Annotated in this window: 14 protein-coding genes; 7 read left to right on the forward strand and 7 right to left on the reverse strand. The window is 31.1% G+C overall.

Annotation, left to right across the window (positions count from 1 at the left end; genetic code table 11):
• From WG945_RS09425 to WG945_RS09435, 3 genes are all read left to right on the forward strand, one after another.
• Window positions 1-801: a prolyl oligopeptidase family serine peptidase gene (locus WG945_RS09425; RefSeq protein ID WP_068447338.1), complete on the forward strand. Its 801-nt coding sequence runs from the start codon at window positions 1-3 to the stop codon at window positions 799-801.
• A 6-nt stretch (window positions 802-807) separates the two neighbouring features.
• Window positions 808-3150, forward strand: coding sequence for a beta-glucosidase BglX (bglX, locus tag WG945_RS09430; protein WP_068447341.1), 2343 nt, complete (start codon window positions 808-810; stop codon window positions 3148-3150).
• Between the two features lie 181 nt (window positions 3151-3331).
• A complete protein-coding gene (locus WG945_RS09435) occupies window positions 3332-5179 on the forward strand; it encodes a family 43 glycosylhydrolase (RefSeq protein WP_082864135.1) in 1848 nt (615 codons plus the stop codon).
• Window positions 5180-5300: 121 nt separating this feature from the next.
• Here WG945_RS09435 and WG945_RS09440 read toward each other — a convergent pair whose 3' ends face one another.
• From WG945_RS09440 to WG945_RS09450, 3 genes are all read right to left on the reverse strand, one after another.
• Window positions 5301-7799: a S9 family peptidase gene (locus WG945_RS09440; RefSeq protein WP_068447344.1), complete on the reverse strand. Its 2499-nt coding sequence runs from the start codon at window positions 7797-7799 to the stop codon at window positions 5301-5303.
• A gap of 114 nt (window positions 7800-7913) precedes the next feature.
• A complete protein-coding gene (locus tag WG945_RS09445) occupies window positions 7914-9137 on the reverse strand; it encodes an FAD-dependent monooxygenase (RefSeq protein ID WP_068447469.1) in 1224 nt (407 codons plus the stop codon).
• Window positions 9138-9142: 5 nt separating this feature from the next.
• Entirely contained in the window at window positions 9143-9592 is a 450-nt protein-coding gene (locus WG945_RS09450) for a nucleoside deaminase (protein WP_068447346.1), read from the reverse strand.
• A 109-nt stretch (window positions 9593-9701) separates the two neighbouring features.
• On the opposite strand from WG945_RS09450, the gene dxs reads away from it, so the two are divergent.
• The gene (gene dxs / locus WG945_RS09455; protein WP_068447348.1) at window positions 9702-11471 is read left to right on the forward strand and encodes a 1-deoxy-D-xylulose-5-phosphate synthase; all 1770 of its coding nucleotides are present in this window, start codon (window positions 9702-9704) and stop codon (window positions 11469-11471) included.
• A gap of 46 nt (window positions 11472-11517) precedes the next feature.
• Here the strand turns inward: dxs and WG945_RS09460 are convergent, their stop codons facing one another.
• The gene (locus WG945_RS09460) at window positions 11518-12855 is read right to left on the reverse strand and encodes a deoxyguanosinetriphosphate triphosphohydrolase (protein WP_068447350.1); all 1338 of its coding nucleotides are present in this window, start codon (window positions 12853-12855) and stop codon (window positions 11518-11520) included.
• 161 nt (window positions 12856-13016) lie between these two features.
• On the opposite strand from WG945_RS09460, the gene WG945_RS09465 reads away from it, so the two are divergent.
• Complete coding sequence (locus WG945_RS09465; protein WP_068447352.1) at window positions 13017-13448, forward strand: META domain-containing protein; 432 nt, start codon at window positions 13017-13019, stop codon at window positions 13446-13448.
• A 51-nt stretch (window positions 13449-13499) separates the two neighbouring features.
• On the forward strand, window positions 13500-14810 hold the full coding sequence (nhaA, locus tag WG945_RS09470) for a Na+/H+ antiporter NhaA (RefSeq protein ID WP_068447353.1): 1311 nt from the start codon (window positions 13500-13502) through the stop codon (window positions 14808-14810).
• 63 nt (window positions 14811-14873) lie between these two features.
• On the opposite strand, the gene WG945_RS09475 is transcribed toward nhaA, so the two are convergent.
• The 3 genes from WG945_RS09475 to WG945_RS09485 form a co-directional block, all read right to left on the reverse strand.
• A complete protein-coding gene (locus tag WG945_RS09475; RefSeq protein WP_068447355.1) occupies window positions 14874-15830 on the reverse strand; it encodes a hypothetical protein in 957 nt (318 codons plus the stop codon).
• A 367-nt stretch (window positions 15831-16197) separates the two neighbouring features.
• Complete coding sequence (locus WG945_RS09480; RefSeq protein ID WP_068447357.1) at window positions 16198-17976, reverse strand: ribonucleoside-diphosphate reductase subunit alpha; 1779 nt, start codon at window positions 17974-17976, stop codon at window positions 16198-16200.
• 3 nt (window positions 17977-17979) lie between these two features.
• Window positions 17980-19254 carry a ribonucleotide-diphosphate reductase subunit beta gene (locus tag WG945_RS09485; RefSeq protein ID WP_068447471.1) on the reverse strand — a complete coding sequence of 425 codons (1275 nt, stop codon included), beginning with the start codon at window positions 19252-19254 and terminating at the stop codon, window positions 17980-17982.
• Between the two features lie 385 nt (window positions 19255-19639).
• Between WG945_RS09485 and WG945_RS09490 the strand changes: the two genes are divergently transcribed.
• A complete protein-coding gene (locus WG945_RS09490) occupies window positions 19640-19831 on the forward strand; it encodes a cold-shock protein (RefSeq protein ID WP_068447358.1) in 192 nt (63 codons plus the stop codon).
• The last annotated feature ends 181 nt before the right edge of the window (window positions 19832-20012 follow it).

Raw genomic sequence — 20012 nt, forward strand, 5'->3', positions numbered from 1 at the left:
ATGAAGTTAAAAACATTTATAACAACACTCTTTTTAGTTTTTGTAATGTCTTTTTTAATGAGCGCACAGCAATTAAAAAAGTCTGAAGATTTATTTCTAAACAAAATGCATATTGTTCAGAAAGACACGCTACAATTTAGAATGTTATTACCTAAAGATTTTTCTGAAGACAAATCTTATCCGGTAGTATTATTTTTACACGGTGCAGGTGAACGCGGTGGCGATAATGAAAAACAATTGGCAAATGGAAGCGATTTATTTTTAAATGAAACCACAAGAAACTCTTTTCCTGCAATAGTAATTTTTCCACAATGTCCAGAAAATGATTATTGGGCAAAATTAAAAGCAGATCGTACCACAAAACCAATTACGTTTAATTACAAATACAAAAAGCCTCCTACTAAAGCAATGGCTTTGGTTATGGATTTGATGGATGAAATGGCAGAAAAGCCATATGTAAAAACCAATCAAATATACGTTATGGGCTTATCTATGGGAGGTATGGGAACCTTCGAAATTATCTATAGAAAACCAGATATGTTTGCAGCTGCCATTCCAATTTGTGGCGGTGGAAATCCAAAATCTGTGTCATCCTATGCTAAATCCATTCCATTATGGGTTTTTCATGGTGCTAAAGATGATGTAGTAGACCCCAATTTATCCGTATACATGGTATCTGAAATTCTTAAAAATGGCGGATTCCCAAGATTTACACTCTATGATTTTGCAAATCACAATAGTTGGGATCCTGCTTTGGCAGAACCAAAATTATTAACATGGCTTTTCTCTAATTCAAAATAAAAAAAAATGACAAAACAATCAATTCTAAAAATAACAGGTCTTCTAATTATAGTAACCCTATTTTCGAGCTGTAATTCTAATAACAATACAGGTACAAGTTCTAAAACAGCAGTAGACAATCCATTCGAGTCAAAAATAGATTCAATTCTAGAACTGATGACCCTAGATGAAAAAATAGGGCAGCTTAATTTACCAACTTCTGGAGATATCACCACAGGAACAGCCAAAGGAACTGATGTGGGAGAACGTATAAAAGAAGGTAAAGTTGGTGGGTTATTTAATATTAAAACAGCTGAAAAAATTTATGAAGTTCAAAAAATTGCTGTAGAACAAAGTAGATTAGGAATTCCTCTAATTTTTGGTATGGACGTGATTCATGGTTATAAAACAACGTTTCCAATCCCTTTAGGTCTTTCTAGTTCTTGGGATATGGAAATGATAGAAAAAACTGCCAGAGTAGCAGCTACTGAAGCTAGTGCAGATGGAATAAACTGGACGTTCTCTCCTATGGTTGATATTTCTAGAGATCCACGTTGGGGACGCGTTTCTGAAGGAAATGGAGAAGATCCATATCTAGGAAGTAAAATTGCTGTAGCCATGGTAAATGGGTATCAATCTGATGATTTATCAGCAAATAACACCTTAATGGCTTGTGTAAAACACTTCGCACTTTATGGTGCCTCAGAAGCAGGTAGAGATTACAATACGGTAGATATGAGCCGCATTAGAATGTATAATGAGTACTTAGCTCCTTACAAAGCAGCGGTAGATGCAGGAGTGGGTTCTGTAATGGCTTCATTTAACGAAGTAGACGGAATTCCTGCTACAGGAAATAAGTGGTTACTTACAGATTTATTAAGAGACGATTGGGGGTTTAACGGTTTTGTTGTTACTGATTATACAGGTATTTACGAAATGATAGCACATGGTGTTGGAGATAAATATGCGGTTTCAGAACAAGCATTAAAAGCAGGTGTAGATATGGATATGGCAGGAGATTCCCCTTCAGTTCCAGCTGCTTTTATAAAAACTTTAAAAGAGTCTTATGAAAATGGTAAGGTTACTATGGATGAAATTGATACGGCTGTAAAACGTATGTTAACAGCTAAATATCAATTAGGCTTATTTGAAAATCCATATAAATATTGCGACCTTGATAGAGCTAAAACAGAAATTTTTACCCCAGAAAACAAAGCGTTTGCTCGTAAAGTTTCTGCAGAATCTATGGTATTGCTTAAAAATGAAAATCAATTACTTCCACTTAAAAAATCTGGAACCATTGCTTTAATTGGGCCCTTAGCAAAAGCAACGAATAACATGGCTGGAACCTGGAGTGTAGCTACAGATCAAGAAGAATCGAACTCTGTTTTTGACGGTTTAAAAGAAGTTATTGGAGATAAAGCAAACATGTTATATGCCAAAGGAAGTAACATCGATTACGATTTAGAATTAGAACAACGTGCTACAATGTTTGGCAAAGGGATTCCTAGAGATGGACGTACCGACAAACAATTATTAGATGAAGCTCTTAAAATTGCAGCGAAGTCAGATGTTATTGTTGCCACTATTGGTGAATCTGCAGAATTTAGTGGAGAAAGCAGTAGTAGAACTGATTTAGGGATACCACAAGTTCAAAAAGATTTATTAAATGCTTTGTTAAAAACAGGTAAACCTGTTGTTTTAGTATTATTTACCGGAAGACCTTTAGTTTTGGTTGAAGAGAATGAAAATGTACCAGCAATACTTAATGCATGGTTTCCAGGTAGTGAAGCTGGTTTAGCAATTTCTGATGTGTTATTCGGAGATGTAAATCCTTCAGGAAAATTAACAGCTACCTTTCCAAGAAATGTAGGTCAAATTCCATTATTTTACAATCATAAAAACACAGGAAGACCTCTTGGAAATACAGAAGGGAAATTTGAGAAATTTAAAAGTAATTATATAGATGTTCGTAATGAGCCTTTATACCCTTTTGGATATGGATTAAGCTACACTACGTTTGATTATGGTAACCTAAAATTAGATAAACCTACTATAAATATGGATGACGAAATTAATGTTTCTGTGGATGTGACTAATTCTGGTGATTACGACGGAAAAGAAGTTGTGCAATTGTACATAAGAGATCTTGTAGGTTCTGTAACACGACCTGTAAAAGAGTTAAAAGGTTTCCAAAAAGTATTGATTAAGAAAGGAGAAACTCAAACTATAACCTTCAAAATTTCTGTTGAAGATTTAAAATTCTATAATTCAGAATTAGATTTTGTAGCAGAACATGGACAGTTTCAAATATTTGTAGGAACAAATTCAGACACCAAAATGATGAAAGAATTTGAATTGACTAAATAAAAACATCTTATTTAGCTGATAGCAATTTTATGCCACACATATTTTTTAAGTTTTATTCTTATAATTTTGTGTGGCTTTTACTTGTCAAAATGTAGCACTATTTTAGATAAGCAGTTTAAAAGATTATAAATGCAATACGTCTTATAATTCACTAACCGAAAAAGACACTAAATTATAAATCATGAAAAATTTACTTTTTTTATTCACTTTAGTATTACTTTTTTCTTGTCATAATGAAAAAAATCAGAATGAAGCACAAGCTTCTGATACCAAGAAAATAGCAGAAATAAAAAAAAGACTTGAAACCTATATCAACCCATTAGATATTGATTACACCTATATGGTGTATAATTCAACTCAAAATAAATCGTACCGTTCAGGTGCAGATCCAGCGGTTATAGAGTTTAAAGGTGAGTATTACATGTTTGTAACGCGTTCTTTTGGCTATTGGCATTCTACAGATTTAATAAACTGGAATTTTATTAAACCAGAACAATGGTTTTTTGAAGGTAGTAACGCACCTACAGCTTTTAATTACAAGGATTCATTGGTGTATTTTGCTGGTAATCCTGCCGGTTACGGAAGTATTCTTTACACAGATGATCCGAAAGGAGGAAAATGGACACCAAGTGCCTCTATATCTACGGACATTCAAGATTCGGAATTATTTATAGATGATGATGGAGAAACCTATTTGTATTGGGGCTCTTCTAACGTGAATCCGCTAAAGGTAAAAAAGTTAAATAAAGACGATCGTTTTTTAGAAACAGGCGTTCGTAAAGAGTTGTTTAACCTCAACGAAGAAAAACATGGATGGGAACGTTTTGGAGAAAATAACTTTCACCCAACTTTAAAGGAAGGCTACATGGAAGGTGCTTCTATGACCAAACACAACGGAAAATATTATTTACAATATGCAGCTCCTGGCACACAATTTAATGTCTATGCAGATGGAGTTTATATTGGAGACACTCCATTAGGTCCTTTTACATACATGAAAAACAACCCAATGAGTTTTAAACCAGGCGGATTTACAAATGGTGCAGGACACGGAATAACGGTGAAGCAAACCAATGGACAATATTGGCACTTTGCAACAATGGCACTTGCTTCTAATTCACAATGGGAACGTCGTTTATGTATGTTTCCTACTTATTTTGATGACGACGGATTAATGTATAGCAACACAGCGTATGGTGATTATCCGCGTTTTGGAGCGAACCATCCTACAAAGGCAGGACATCATAATGGTTGGATGTTATTGTCTTATAAAGGAGATGTTACTGTCTCTTCTTCATTAATGCAGATTAAGAAATTTACATCTGATGATGATGCTGTAGAAGTAACAGAATTACCTTTAGAAAAAAATACTGATGGTCAAATAATCTCTAAAGTATTAACAGACGAGAACCCTAAAACATTTTGGGTAGCAGATGCAAATGATGATACCCAATGGATAACTATTAATATGCTAAAACCAGGAAACATCAATGCTTTTCAATTGAATTTCCATGACCATGAATCAGGAATTTACACACGTACCGAAGGATTAAAACATCAATTTACTATTGATGTATCTGAAGATGGCGTTAACTGGCAAACTATTGTAAATAGAAGCACGTGTGAAAAGGATTCACCCAATGCATACATTGTATTAGAAGCCCCTGTAAAGGCAAAGTATGTGCGTTATAACAATGTAAAAGTGCCTGGAGCAAACTTTGCAATGTCAGAATTTAGAGTCTTTGGATTAGGACTTGAGGATGCCCCAAAAGGCGTTACAGGGTTCAAAGTAAATAGAGAAAAAGATCGTAGAGATGTATCTTTTTCTTGGGATGCTGTAGAAGGTGCTCAGGGGTACAATATCCGTTGGGGAATTGCAGAAGATAAGTTATATCAGTCATGGCAAGTCTACGATACTAATGAACATTTTATGCGTTCTTTAGATAAAGATACACCGTATTATTTTACCATAGAAGCATTTAGCGAAAACGGAATTTCTGTAAAAAGTGATATTCTTTTCACTGAATAAATAGTATTAAACCTTCTTCTTTTAAAGTATTAAAGACACCATAAAAAAACTCCGAATTTTCATTCGGAGTTTTTTATACTTTAATTAGTTCTCGGTTTCGCTCGAACTGACATTAAACCTTTTACTTATTCATTGGTTTGTCTAAATTCATAAACTTAATATCTGCATCAGTAGCTTCTTTACCTAACAAATACTTACTAAAATGATCTGCTCTTAACCAAAAAGAATATTCTGTCATATTTCCAAAACCATGTCTTTGTCCTGGCATAATCATATATTTAAAACGTTTATTTGCTTTAATTAATTCGTTTGCCATTCTAATCGTTCCTGCAGGATTTACGTTATTATCCATATCTCCATGAATCAACATTAAATGTCCTTTTAGGTTTTTTGCTAAAGATTGATTGTCATCGATTTTATATACGTGAGAAATTTTTCCTTTCTCATCAATTTCTTCCTTTACACCATGATGTGTTTCACTCCACCAAGAATTGTACACATTATTATCATGATTTCCTGCAGATGAAACTGCTGCTTTAAAGAAATCTGGATATACTAACATAGCTGCTGTAGACATAAATCCTCCACCAGAATGACCATAAATCCCTACTTTTTCAATGTCGATAAATTTATGTTTGTTTGCCAATTGTTGTGCTACATACTTTTTATCAGCCAAACCATAATCACGTAAATTACCATACCCATAATTATGGTACCATTTAGATCTGTCTGGATGCCCACCTCTGTTTCCTAAGGTAATTACTATAAAACCAACCTGCGCCATTCTATCTACACGATCCATAGAATAAGAAAAAGATTTGTTTACCGCTTCTGTCTGCGGACCAGGATAAACATATTCTAATAACGGATAAACCTTAGTAGAATCCATATCAAATGGTTTATACATTACGCCGTAAATATCGGTAATACCATCATCTGCCTTTACTTTAAAGGTTTCTGGAAACTTGTAACCAGATGCAAACAGTTGCGATAAATCTGCCGTTTCTAAATCCATTACTTTACGTCCGTTTGCATTTCTAAGCTCCGATTTTGGTATGGTGTTTACTCTAGAAAAGTTGCTTACAAAATACTTATTAGAATCAGACATACTTGTGCTCGATGTAAAATCTCCAGGATTTAAAGTTTTCAATCCTGTTCCATTCAAACTAATTTTATAAGAATGTGCATAGTAAGGATCTTGTTCTTTATTAACTCCGTTTGCAGAAAAATACAAAGTCCTATTTTTTTCATCTAATCCTTCAAAACTAGCTACATGGTAATCACCTTCTGTAACCTGATTTTTTAAGTTTCCATCTGTATCATATAAGTAAAAATGTGCCCAACCATCACGTTCTGCCCAATGCAACATTTCTTTTTCATCATTTAATAAAATTAACGGACGAGATTCAATATAGGTGTTAAAACGCTCTTCAATTAAGGTTTTATACTCCCCTGTATTAATATCAGCAACATTAATATCGTATTTTTTACGATCTCTAGAGATTACACTGAAATATACTTTCCCTTTTTTAGATAAAAGTAAAGAAGGTCTAAACTCATCATCTCTACTAGATTGTTTTCTTGGAGCTCTAAAAACAGAAATACTTTGTTGTTTAATGGTATCTAAAGGTACTTTTACATGTGTTTTAGTAGGAATATCAAAAATTAATAACTCAGATTTGTAATATTCTTGTTCTCCTGGCATGTGGTATTTATAGGTTTCTAACGTTGGTCTTTTTTTACCAGTAGAATTAATTACCCATAAATCTTTAATGTGTCTAGAGTCTGATTTTTGAAAAACAAACTTTTTAGAATCGTGAGACCAAACGCCACCAACACCATTTCTTTTGTCTTTATTTTTTTCTTTATCAACATTATCTCCTCTAGAACCACGTCCGTAAGCATAATTTTCTTCACCATCTTTAGTCCATTGGTTTTCTACAACGGTACTATCTTTTTCATCTTTAATAAACTTCTTAAAGTTCATTTTATCCATCCAGTACAAGTTATAGTTTTTAGAATACAAAACAATAGAACTATCTGGTGCAATGTTTGCCCATTTTTTCCAGTCTTCTTTTTCTTTCTTAATGGTATCAATAATTGTCAAGCCATTTCCACCTAATTTATATTCTAAATGGTAAACTTTTTTCTCCTTTTTAGGTTTCTTGCTTTTTCCTTTTTTTGATGAAGTAGAATCTTTTTTCACTTCTTTTTTATCATCAATAACTTCAACTTCTTCTGTTGATGTTACTCTAAAACGAATAGCATCTTCTGCTTCGTTAAATTTAATATCCAAACGAGGTAAATGTTTTGCATCGTATGGATCTTTAGTGATTTCTGTTAACCACTTTGCCATCTTTACATTGTCGAAAAGTGATTTTTTAGATTTTTTATCTGCATCCACTAAGTAATAGTTAGCACCTTCGGATGTTTTATAAGCATACCAAAAACGATTTCCTTTTTTTAACCAATGTGGACTTACAGATGTAGAGTGTACCATTTTTGCCAAATTTGTTGGCGAGTACTTAGCAGCAGCTCTGTAATTGGGAGTTGGAGTTTCTTGTGCAGAAATTGTTGCCACAACAAAAAAGGACAAGAATACGAGTAAAAATTTTTTCATGTAGTAAAATAATTTGAATTAGTTGACGTAAAGTTTCTCTAAAACAAACTATCTCACAAATTTTTAAGAAATAATTGTAAAAATTTTAACACTAAATAAAAAGTAAAACCTAAATTAAAACTCCTTGTTATTAAATTTATATTTTAATTTCATCCATAAATAACTAAAAACTCTAGAGAGCATTTTATTATAATTAAAGTTAAATAAGCTATCAATAAGAACATCTATTGAAAAATGTTTCTGAAAAAACTCTACTCTATTCTCTACCTGTAAATCAGAATATCTATTGTACATTCTTCTAGCAGAAACTTCACTTAATCGCCATTTTAGAAGTTTCTTCTTTTTCCATTGCTTCTCGTACTCTTTAAAATTTTCTTGTCCTGTTTTAAAATAAACATCTATATAATCGCATGCTAAATTGGCACTTTGCATTGCATACCTTATACCTTCACCTCCTCTGGGGTTAATCGCGGAAATTGCATCACCAACAGCAATTACATTGTTTTTATAATAAGTATCGTTTAAGCCTTCACAGTATCTTAAAATACCACCATGAATATCTAATAATGTGTAAGTTTCTGGTTTGATATACTCTTTAATAATTTTTTCTGTAATTTTTTTGGTTGATTTATCTGTATTTTCTTGATCTTTAGATTTTAAATGTGTTCTACCCGAACCAACTTTTAAAATTCTATTTTCCATAGGAAAAACCCAAGAATACCCCTTCAAAGCCCATTTATGCCCTAAGAAAAAAACTAATTTCTCTTTAAATTTATTATACGTCTTTTGATCTACTTCAATTAAATACTCTGTTCCACTACCTAAATTCATTTTAGGTTGTTCTTCCTTAGAATCATACATTACTTTACGTAGTGGACCTGTTGCATCTATTAGAAGTTTCGTTTTTACTGTTTTTATTTTAGAAGTCTCAGCTTCTAAAAGGTCTACTTCTACCTCCGTACCTACAACTCTTTTCTCTACATATTTATGACCTAATAAAACTTCACCACCATTAAAAACAGATTCTTCTGCTAAAAACTCGCGCAATTTTCCAAAGTCTAAAACAACTCCTTTAGGCTTTTCTCCAAACCAGTCATATTCTTTTTCGGTACATTTTATGGTAATATCTTTCCAATAAGAACCAATCACTTTAGTTGGTAAATTAAACTCTTTTAAAGGCTCTAAAGTCATACCTGCACTAGAAAAATTATTATCATAAAAACTTTTATAACGCTCTACTAAAAGTGTTTTATATCCTTTTTGAGATAAATTTCTAGCTGTTTGTCCTCCAGCAGGTCCTCCACCAATAATTACAACATCGTATTTATTTTCTATCATACTCATTAATTCAAATTTCTTTTTTCAACAAAAAAACGTTTTAAAAGTAAAGAACATTCATTTTCTAAAATACCACCAACAACTTTTGTCTTTGGGTGTAACGTAGTATTTAAATTTACAAAACCTCTGTCTGGTTCTGTTGCTCCGTAAACAATTTTACCAATTTGCGCCCAATAACTTGCACCTGCACACATTTGGCAAGGCTCTAAGGTTACATATAGGATGCAATCTTTTAGATATTTTCCTCCTAAAAAATCTGCAGCAGCTGTAAACGCTTGCATCTCTGCATGTGCAGTAACATCGGTTAATGTTTCGGTTAAATTATGCGCTCTTGCAATAATTTGATCTTTAAAAACAATAATGGCACCAACTGGTACTTCGCCTTTATCAAAAGCAGATTCTGCCTCTTGTAAGGCTTTTTTCATAAAATAGGTGTCGTCAAAAGGCTGTATCATGTATGTTAATTATAAATATCAAAATTAAGTAAAATATTTACGATAGATTTGTATTTATTAACGATCCGTTTTACGGACACAAAATTTGATGTTGTAATTTCGTATTTCAATGAAGAACTTGTTAGACAATATAGTAAACCCAGAAGATTTACGAAAACTAAATCAAGATCAATTACCTCAACTTGCAAAAGAATTAAGAGACTTTATTATTGATATTGTAGCTACCAAAGAAGGGCATTTAGGTGCAAGCTTAGGTGTTGTAGAGTTAACAATAGCATTGCATTATTTGTTTGACACACCAAATGATTTATTGGTTTGGGATGTTGGCCATCAAGCATACGGACATAAAATATTAACAGGCAGAAAAGACATTTTTCATACCAACAGACAATTTGGTGGAATTGCTGGTTTTCCGACTATAAAAGAAAGTAAATTTGATGCATTTGGAGTAGGACACTCCTCTACTTCTATTTCTGCAGCTTTAGGAATGGCAATTGCCTCTAACATAAAAGGAGCAACAGAAAAACACCATATTGCGGTTATTGGAGACGCTTCTATTGCAAGCGGAATGGCTTTTGAAGCCTTAAACCACGCAGGAGTTTCTAAAGCAAATTTATTAATTATTTTAAATGACAACGCTATTGGTATTGATCCTTCCGTTGGTGCTTTAAAAGAGTATCTAACAAAGGTTAAAACCGATAAAAGACTTGCGGCGCAAAACAATATAATAAAAGCTTTAAATTTTGATTATTCGGGTCCTATTGACGGACATGATTTACCGAAGGTTTTATCAGAATTAAAACGTTTAAAAGATGTAAAAGGCCCAAAGTTTTTACATGTAATTACTACAAAAGGAAAAGGTTTACAGAAAGCTGAAGAAGATCAAGTAACCTATCATGCACCTGGTAAATTTGATAAAATTTCTGGTGAGCGATTAAAAATAGCGAAAAGTTTATACACAAAGTATCAAGATGTTTTTGGAAAAACGGTTGTAGAATTAGCCGATGAAAATAAAAATATTGTTGGTATTACACCAGCCATGTTAACAGGTGGTTCTTTAAAGTTTATGATGGAAAAACACCCAACAAGAACTTTTGATGTTGGTATTGCAGAACAACATGCAGTAACCTTAGCGGCAGGTATGGCAACGCAAGGTTTAGTGCCATTTTGTAATATTTATTCTACCTTTTTACAACGTGCATACGATCAAGTAATTCATGATGTTGCTTTGCAAAACTTACCTGTTATTTTTTGTTTAGACAGAGCTGGTTTGGTTGGTGAAGATGGCGCAACACATCATGGAGTTTTCGATTTAGCGTATTTACGTTTAATTCCTAATTTGATTGTTTTTGCACCAAGAAATGAAATTGAATTGCGTAATATTTTATACACTGCTCAATTAGGATTAAAAAAACCAATTGCCATTCGATATCCAAGAGGAACAGGAACTATTATCGATTGGAAAAAACCTTTTGAAAAAATAGAAGTAGGAAAAGGAGTTTGCTTACAAGAAGGAAATAAAATAGCGATTCTATCTATCGGAACAATTGCTAAAAACGTTTCTGAAGCTTTAGAGTTTGTAGAGAATCTAAATCTCTTTTCTCATTACGACATGCGCTTTGTAAAACCTTTAGATGAAAATTTATTACATCGTATTTTTGATAAACATCAAACTATTATTACCATTGAAGATGGCACGATAAAAGGTGGTTTTGGAAGCGCTATTTTAGAATTCGCATCAGAAAATAATTATCACCATAAAATAAAAACGATAGGAATACCTGATGAGTTTATTGAACACGGAAATGTATTAACGCTACAGCATAAACTTAAGTTAGATGCAGAAAATCTTGCAAATACATTTAATGCATTAACATAAAAAAAGACGCTACATAGCGTCTTTTTTATATCTGATATATTTATTCTTAAATAATATTTCCTGTTAATTTCTTATGTGTTCTAATAGCATAACTATCAGACATTCTAGAAACATAACTGCAAATTTGCATAATTCTTTGATACAAACTAGCCGATTCTGTTTGGTATTCTTCTGGTAATAAATTCAATACCAACTCATCAAAATTAGATTGATTACCATCAAACTTATTATTTAAAGCCGTTACAAAAACATCTAATAAATCGGCAATAATTCTATAACCAGCAATTTCTTTTTCTACAACATCTTTGCTTTTATAAATTTTTGCAATACTTAATTTAATAATGTCTTTTATTTGTGCTTCATATTTACATCTATCTAATAAAGACCTCTCGAAAGTACCATTTAAAATAGCCTCTTCATTTGCTAAGAAAATAGCAACCGCTTCATTAATTAAAACCCCAATAGCTAAAGCTCTTAAGTAACTTATTCTATCTGTTTTATGCTGTAAAGAATGATATTTATTAATATCGATGGTATCTTTTACCAACTTAATCATGTACTCTAAAGCAAATTCTTCTTCTATTAAGCCTAAATTAATTCCGTCTTCGAAATCTATTATTGTATAACAAATATCATCTGCAGCTTCTACTAAATAAGCCAACGGATGTCTGTAAAAAGAAATTGCCGAAGTAGATTTTTGTTTCATCCCTAAGTCTTCTATAATTTCTAAAAAAGCATCTTTTTCTGATTGAAAAAAACCATACTTTTTATCTACAATATGATTGGTAGGTTTCTTTGGTAAACTTTCTTTTGGGTATTTTAAAAAGGCTCCTAAAGTTGCATAACTTAAACGCAAACCACCAGAAATTCCCTCTCTAGATTCTGTTAAAATCTTAAATCCATTCGCATTCCCCTCAAAGTCAATTAAATCTTGATATTCTTTATCAGACAATTGGTCTTTGTATTTTATACCCTTTCCTGTTTTAAAATACTCGCCAATAGCTTTTTCTCCAGAGTGCCCAAAAGGAGGGTTTCCAATATCGTGCATTAAAGAAGCTGTACCAACAATAGCACCAAAATCATTAAACTTATAACCTAATTCTTCTAATTTTGGATGACGCTCTAACAACACCTTACCTACTCTTCTACCCAAAGTTCTCCCCACAACAGAAACCTCTAAACTGTGTGTTAAACGTGTGTGTACAAAATCTGTTTGAGATAATGGTATTACCTGTGTTTTGTCTTGTAAACTTCTAAATGCTGATGAAAATATAATTCTATCAAAATCTACATCAAAACCCAGACGAGTTTCGTCTTGTGTAGCTCTTGGGCGCTTTTGTGTATCGCCAAAACGTTTTAAAGAAAGAAGTTGTTCCCAGTTCATTTATTTTAATAATAAAGTTTAATCGGTAAAAATACAAACTATTATTTTGAGGTTATGGTATCATTATAAAAAACATTCTTTTTACAAAAAAATTAAGAGAAATTTAATGTAAAAAAGTTTAACATCTAATCAACTTAACTTATTTTTATAAAAATTTTTTAATGAAAACTAAAATATTATTTCTTATTATAATTTCAATTACCATAACAAACTGTAAGTCAGTAAGTGGAAAAGACTACGACAATACCATTACAGAAAAGTATTGGAAGCTTAAAACTTTGTATGGAAAAGAAATTAAAATGGAAGACAACCAAAAACGTGAAATATTTATTACTTTAAAGACAAAAGAGAGTAGATTTACTGGTTTTGCAGGTTGTAATACTATTAATGGCGAGTATATTTTAGAAGAGGGGAATAGAATTAAATTCACAAAAGTTATTTCAACAAGAATGTTTTGCAATAATACCGATGAATCTAAATTCTTAAAAGCTATAAATTCAACAGATAATTATACTATTAAAAATAATATATTATCTTTAAATCTTGGAAAAAGGGCTCCTATAGCAGTTTTTGAAGCTGTGTACATGAATTAAAAAAACGTTCGTGCCATTTTATTATTCAATTTATAAATTAACTTATTATTCATGATAAAAAAATTATTTATTACCCCGTTTCAAAAATTTGTAAAAATTGAAAGTTTTAGCGGAATCCTGTTACTAATATGTACTTTAGTTGCTTTATTTTGGGCAAACTCACCTCTTCATGAAAGTTACTCTTCTATTTTAGAATATAAAGTTGGTTTTTCAGGAGAAAATTTTGAATTGAAAAAATCTGTTTTATTTTGGATTAATGATGGTTTAATGGCTATTTTCTTTTTCTTAATTGGATTAGAAATAAAACGTGAAATTTTAATTGGAGAATTAAACACCGTTAAAAAATTAGCTTTCCCATTATTTGGAGCTGTTGGTGGAGCACTTATTCCTGTTGGTTTATTTATGCTTTTAAATCAAAATCCAGAAACATTTAAAGGTTGGGGAATTCCTATGGCAACAGATATTGCTTTTTCTTTAGCTGTATTAAATACATTAGGAAAACGTATACCTCTTAGTCTAAAAATATTTTTAACTGCTTTTGCAATTGTAGATGATATTGAAGCTGTTTTAGTAATTGCTGTTTTTTACAGTGAATCTATTCAAGTTGCATTATTATTAATAGGCTTAGGGTTAATAGCACTATTGTATGTCTTAACATATAAAGGGTATTACTCTAAATTTGTAATGATTGTTGTAGGTATTATCGTTTGGGTATTGTTCTTAAAATCTGGAGTACACCCTACTGTTGCGGGTATTTTAATTGCATTTTCTGTACCAATTAGACAAGAAATAAAAACAACTACATTTCTTTCTCAGTTAGAAGGTATTTACAATAGCATTAAAAGTGCACCTGTATTAAAGGAACCTATACTATCTAATCAACAATTAAAATTAGTAAATAACTTAACCCATTGGAGTAAAAAATTTCAATCTCCTTTACAACATTTAGAACATAACCTACACAATTGGTCGGCTTATTTTATAATCCCTGTTTTTGCACTTGCCAATGCAGGTGTGTTAATAGATAGTTCTGTACATATAGACATGGCTTTAGTTTTCCACATTATACTCTGTTTAGTATTAGGTAAGGGACTAGGTATACCACTAGTTATATTGGTTGCAAAAAAATTAAATTTAATTCAAATACCTTCAGACATTCACTTTATACAAATTTTAGGAGTTTCATTTATTGCTGGTATTGGGTTTACTATGGCTATTTTTATTGCTGGTTTGGCATTTTCAACATCACCAGAGTTTATTAGCTCTGCAAAAATAGGTATTCTTTTAGGTTCGCTTATTTCTGCGGTAATTGGTTATCTTATTTTAAGATTTGGGCCAGTTAAAGACTATATTAAACTTTAGTAAGTATTTAAAATCTTATTTATATAAAAAAAGAGAAGCTTTACAGCTTCTCTTTTTTTATTATTACTTTCTACCTGCGATTATTCTTTCTAAACTTTGTTGCCAGTTTGGAGTGTGTTTTATTCTAATAAACTCGTCTGCAGGTCTTGTTTGTATTTCGGTTCTACTCATTTTACTTAATTCTTCCCAATTTTCAAATAAAACGTAAATAGCATTTCCATAATTTAAATTCTCAAATACAACAAGGTTGTCAGAAAATTTAGCTCCAAAATATTTCCTCATACCACTTAGTCCTGATATAATTTCAACAGGATTTAAAGCAACTAAATAATCATATTTATTTTGAATTTCCTCAACTCTTTTAGGTGTCAAGTTTCTACTACCTTTAATAATTCTTTCTAAATCATCATTTCTTTCTCCAGGAGGAAATACATCCCAAGTTAAAGACAAAGTCCTTAAATACTCTTCTCGACTTGTTTCTGAAGAGAAAACATTAACAGAATGAATATTTTCTTGTAATAAATTTAAAACAAAAAATAACTCTTCATCAAAATTTTCATCATTTCTATTTAGTATAATATCAACAGAAACTTTAACTTTTAAATCATTTTCTGTTTCTTCAAGTAACTCCGTAGCTATAGATAATTCTCTTGGCGGAATATCATCAGATTGATAAACCTCTCTTGATGAATAAAGAGGAAAAGAGCCTTTTTTCCAATCTCCATAATAAGGTCTCTCCCCTAAATAAAATAATTTTCTTATTTTTTCTTGATCTTTGTGTACATTTTTATAACCATCAATATTTTTTCGGCTATATAATCCAACTGTATTTTCTGGAATATATTGATTTTTAAAACTTATATGATTATCAGTTAATTGTAAGTTTAAGTTTCGAAATTTTAAATCCTCAATTTGATTCTTGTTTATTTTAATTATTGTAGCAATAATAACATTATCAGAATTTAAAACTTTTATTCTATTTGTTATAAATTCAGGTGTTTTTCTGAAGTTTTTCTTCATCTCTGTTTGTGTTTAAATCAACCTATTAACTTTTTATTTTTGTTAACAAGTCTGTTCTACATTAGATAACAAGGCAATTAGCCCTATCAAAGAATGTATAAAATTTATAAATAAAACTTGGTGAAGAGAATCGTATTTTGTAATTTTGAAGAACAAAAGGGAAGGAGATTGAGTATTCTCAAAATTCATTTCTTTTAATTAAAATTTTGGCCGTAGGAAGCAAAAATTTAAAAAATTACACCAAGAAGCGATATATCTAGTATCGCTTTTTTTTATACTTATTATTTTTACCTCAAATAAAATATTTTAATTATTCATATTAAAGAGAAGCCTTTCGACTTCTCTTTATCAACTTTTAATGTGTTAATTACCCTTCACAAGAAGCACATTCTTTCTTTTGTTTAAACTTCTGTGCAGCATTCATACTGTGTTGGTAATACATAGATTTTACACCTAATTTCCAAGCATTAATATATACTGCATTTACGTCTTTAATCGGCATATCTGGGTGCACCATAATATTTATAGATTGCCCTTGATCTATATGATTTTGTCTATTAGCTGCCTGATACACAATTACATTTTGATCGATTTCTGAATATGTTTTAAACACTTCTTTTTCAGATTCCGTTAAAACGCTTAAATGTTGTACAGAACCATCATTGTCTCTAATACTTTTCCAAATATCAGATGTATTATGTCCTTTTTCTTCTAATAATGCTTCTAAAATTGGATTTTTAATAGTCGTTTTAATCTTTGCAATATCCTTTACATAAATATTAGACCAAATTGGCTCAATACCTTGTGATACTTGACCTAAAATAAATGCAGATGACGTAGTTGGTGCAATTGCATTTAAAGTAGTGTTACGTCTTCCGTACCCTTTTAATACTGCTGGCTCACCATACAACTTAGCCATTTCTTCTGATGCTTTGTAAGATTTTTCTTTAATTACCTTAAAGATTTCACTATTTAAAGCATACGCTTCTGCACTATCAAAAGCATGCATTTTAGATTGTAATAAAGAATGCCAACCTAATGCACCTAAACCTAAAGCTCTATTTTCTTTTGCAAAATTATACGCTTTTTCCATAAAACGGAACGTAAACTGATCGTCTCTATCAGATGAATCTTTATATACTTCTAACTTGGTAATAAACTCTTGCATTACTGCATCTAAAAAGTACGTAAGTGTTTCTACAGCATCTGTATCTTTCCACTTATCATAATGTAATAAGTTTACAGATGATAAACAACATACAAAAGACCAATCTTCATTAGAAGGTAACATGATTTCTGTACACAAGTTACTTGCATAAATTTCGTGGTTTTTGTCTTTATAAACATCTACCGTTCCATTATTTGCATTGTCTCTAAAAAGAATATATGGATACCCAATTTCTCCTCTTCTTTGTAATATTTTTGCCCAAATACTTCTTTTTTCTACATCACCATCAATCATTGCTTGCATCCAATCGTCACCAACGGTAACACCATGCGTTAATTCTTGTATTGGGTTTCCTTCTGTTCCTATTTCTAAAAACTCTTTAATATCTGCATGATCTACTGGTAAATATGGAGAAAAACGTCCACGTCTTACAGAACCCTGACTTACAACATCAACCATTTTTTCAAACAATTGCATAATGTGTACAGAACCAGATGAAGATCCGTTATTTTTTACATCGGCACCTCTTTTACGTAACTTACCAAAATAACCAGAAGTTCCTCCTCCTAATTTAGACATCATACCAACTTCTGATTGTGAGAATAAAATATCTCCCATATCATCTGCTACATGCGATCCAAAACAGCTAATTGGCAAACCTCTTTTCTTACCAAAGTTAGACCAAATTGGTGAAGCTAAAGAGTAATACCCCTCTGCCATGTATTTATAAAACTTATCAGAAAAACCATCCATTTTTAAAATACGCTCTGCATTGTCTGCAATTTCACGTATTCTTTCTTCTGGTGTAGTATCTCCTGTTAAATAACCAGACTCTAAAAATTTACGGCTATTTTCTGTTAACCATGTAATTTCTGGTTGGTTTTTACCTTTAAGCATTTCTTTCCTAGCAGCGGTTCTAACTTGAATTAACTGTTCGTGTTCTGTAAGTTCTGTTGTTTTTGTTTCGTTCAAGTTCATAATTTAAAATAAGTCGTCGCTAGTTATACTTTTTGTTCTTTTACTATAGTTGATTGATCTTTTTACAAAGAAATCACCATGTTTGGTTCCAATAATTTCATCATCAAACCAATCTGTCTCTTTTAATAATACTTGGTCTACCTCAAATACTTTTGCAATACCAATACTTTCTAAAGAGTTATTAAATCTGTTTTTAATAAATTCTTTGATTACATCTTTAGGTAAAAAATCTAATTCTCCTTTTTCAAAAATCCAATCGATTAATTTACTTTCTGATAAAAATGCTTCTTTACAAGTTTCTTGAACTAATAAATTATGCTCTTCACTAAACCAATCTGGGTTTTCTTCTTTAATAATTTTAATCAAATCGATACCAAAATCTCCATGAATTTGCTCTTCTTTAGAAGTAGCTTCTACCACATTAGAAATTCCTTTTAGTACGTTTTTATGCTTATTAAAAGCCATTATAATCAAAAACTGAGAGAATAAAGATACATGCTCTATAAATAGAGAAAATAAAATTATTGATTCAGAAAACTCCTGATTATCTTCACTATTTACGTTTTTTAATGCAGCTTCTAAATAGCTAACACGTTTCATAATTACAGGCTTCTTCTTTAAGTTTTTAAACTCATTGTTTAACCCTAGAATCTCTAATAAATGAGAATATGCATCATGATGACGTACTTCACTCTCTGCAAATGTTGCACCAACAGAACCAATTTCTGGCTTCGGCATTTTTTTATAAATGTCTCCCCAAAAAGTTTTAACTGCTACTTCTATTTGAGAAATTGCTAACATGGTATTTTTAATAGCATTTTTCTCTAAATCGGTAAGCGATGTCTTAAAATCCTGTATATCACTGGTGTAATTAAACTCAGTATGAATCCAATAAGAGTGTCTAATAGCATCTACATATTCTCCTAAAGCAGGATAATCATATGGCTTTAAGTTTATTCTCTTTTCAAAAATATTTGGTTTTCTACTTCTTGTTTGTTCGTCTCTATATAATATATAAGCCTTTGCAACATCATGAAAAGGGCTGTCCATTAATTTATACTCTACTATATCTTGTACTTGCTCTACTGTAGGTATATAATCTGGTTCATTTAACCTTCTTTCTAATAACGTACCGTGTACAATATTAGAGATTGCAATTGCATCGTTTCTAGAACCGTTGTTAACGGTAAGCATTGCTTTTTCAATAGCGTTAATAATTTTTTCTAACTCAAAGGTTGTTGTTTCCGAGTCTCTTTTTATAATGTGGGTAATTTCCAAGGTAAAAGAAGGGTGTTTAAAAGTTAATTTTAATGTTAACAAAGATTGGATTTTTTGCTCCAAAATAAAAGTTATACTTATTCACAAAACCCTTGAAGTTTTTAACAAATTGGATGTTTTATTGATTTTAGCCTCAAAAAAAAGATTTTTCAAAACACTCATTCACAATTCGTTATCAATCTAAAATCGCTGTAACCGCTACCTGTATTGACTTTCTTAAAACACCTCTATTAAATAATTATTGTAGTAATAATGTGCGTTTTTTTTTCATTTGACCACTCGCTGTTTTTACAAAAAAGAAATAATTATTTAAAACAGTATTTTGGTAATACCAATTAATATAATCTTATATTTGCAGTATTATTAACATTTATATTATATTATTTTGAAAAAAGGGACAGTAAAATTCTTCAACGAATCTAAAGGATTTGGATTTGTAACAGAAGATGATTCAAACACAGAGTACTTTGTACATGTATCAGGATTAATTGACGAAATTAGAGAAGGTGACGCAGTAGAGTTCGACCTTAAAGAAGGTAGAAAAGGTTTAAATGCAGTAGACGTTAGAGTTCTATAATTTTAAATTTTTTGAAAAGAACAAGTCGCTTAATTTTTTAAGCGGCTTTTTTTTTGTCTTATTTTTTTTACAAAACAAGCTTTTTATAAAAAGGAAACTGTCATTAGAACTAATTAAGTATAGTTTTTTTTAGAAAACAAAGCTGTTTTAAAAACTTATTGGCAAGTATTTTCTTTTTTAT

The sequence above is a fragment of the Polaribacter atrinae genome (assembly GCF_038023995.1).
Classification (GTDB): Bacteria; Bacteroidota; Bacteroidia; order Flavobacteriales; family Flavobacteriaceae; genus Polaribacter; species Polaribacter atrinae.

What these genes read in the sequence shown, in the direction of transcription:
- WG945_RS09425 (WP_068447338.1), top strand. Translation starts at nt 1, where the DNA reads ATGAAGTTAAAAACATTTATAACAACACTCTTTTTAGTTTTTGTAATG.
- bglX (WP_068447341.1), top strand. Translation starts at nt 808, where the DNA reads ATGACAAAACAATCAATTCTAAAAATAACAGGTCTTCTAATTATAGTA.
- WG945_RS09435 (WP_082864135.1), top strand. Translation starts at nt 3,332, where the DNA reads ATGAAAAATTTACTTTTTTTATTCACTTTAGTATTACTTTTTTCTTGT.
- WG945_RS09440 (WP_068447344.1), bottom strand. Translation starts at nt 7,799, where the DNA reads ATGAAAAAATTTTTACTCGTATTCTTGTCCTTTTTTGTTGTGGCAACA.
- WG945_RS09445 (WP_068447469.1), bottom strand. Translation starts at nt 9,137, where the DNA reads ATGATAGAAAATAAATACGATGTTGTAATTATTGGTGGAGGACCTGCT.
- WG945_RS09450 (WP_068447346.1), bottom strand. Translation starts at nt 9,592, where the DNA reads ATGATACAGCCTTTTGACGACACCTATTTTATGAAAAAAGCCTTACAA.
- dxs (WP_068447348.1), top strand. Translation starts at nt 9,702, where the DNA reads ATGAAGAACTTGTTAGACAATATAGTAAACCCAGAAGATTTACGAAAA.
- WG945_RS09460 (WP_068447350.1), bottom strand. Translation starts at nt 12,855, where the DNA reads ATGAACTGGGAACAACTTCTTTCTTTAAAACGTTTTGGCGATACACAA.
- WG945_RS09465 (WP_068447352.1), top strand. Translation starts at nt 13,017, where the DNA reads ATGAAAACTAAAATATTATTTCTTATTATAATTTCAATTACCATAACA.
- nhaA (WP_068447353.1), top strand. Translation starts at nt 13,500, where the DNA reads ATGATAAAAAAATTATTTATTACCCCGTTTCAAAAATTTGTAAAAATT.
- WG945_RS09475 (WP_068447355.1), bottom strand. Translation starts at nt 15,830, where the DNA reads ATGAAGAAAAACTTCAGAAAAACACCTGAATTTATAACAAATAGAATA.
- WG945_RS09480 (WP_068447357.1), bottom strand. Translation starts at nt 17,976, where the DNA reads ATGAACTTGAACGAAACAAAAACAACAGAACTTACAGAACACGAACAG.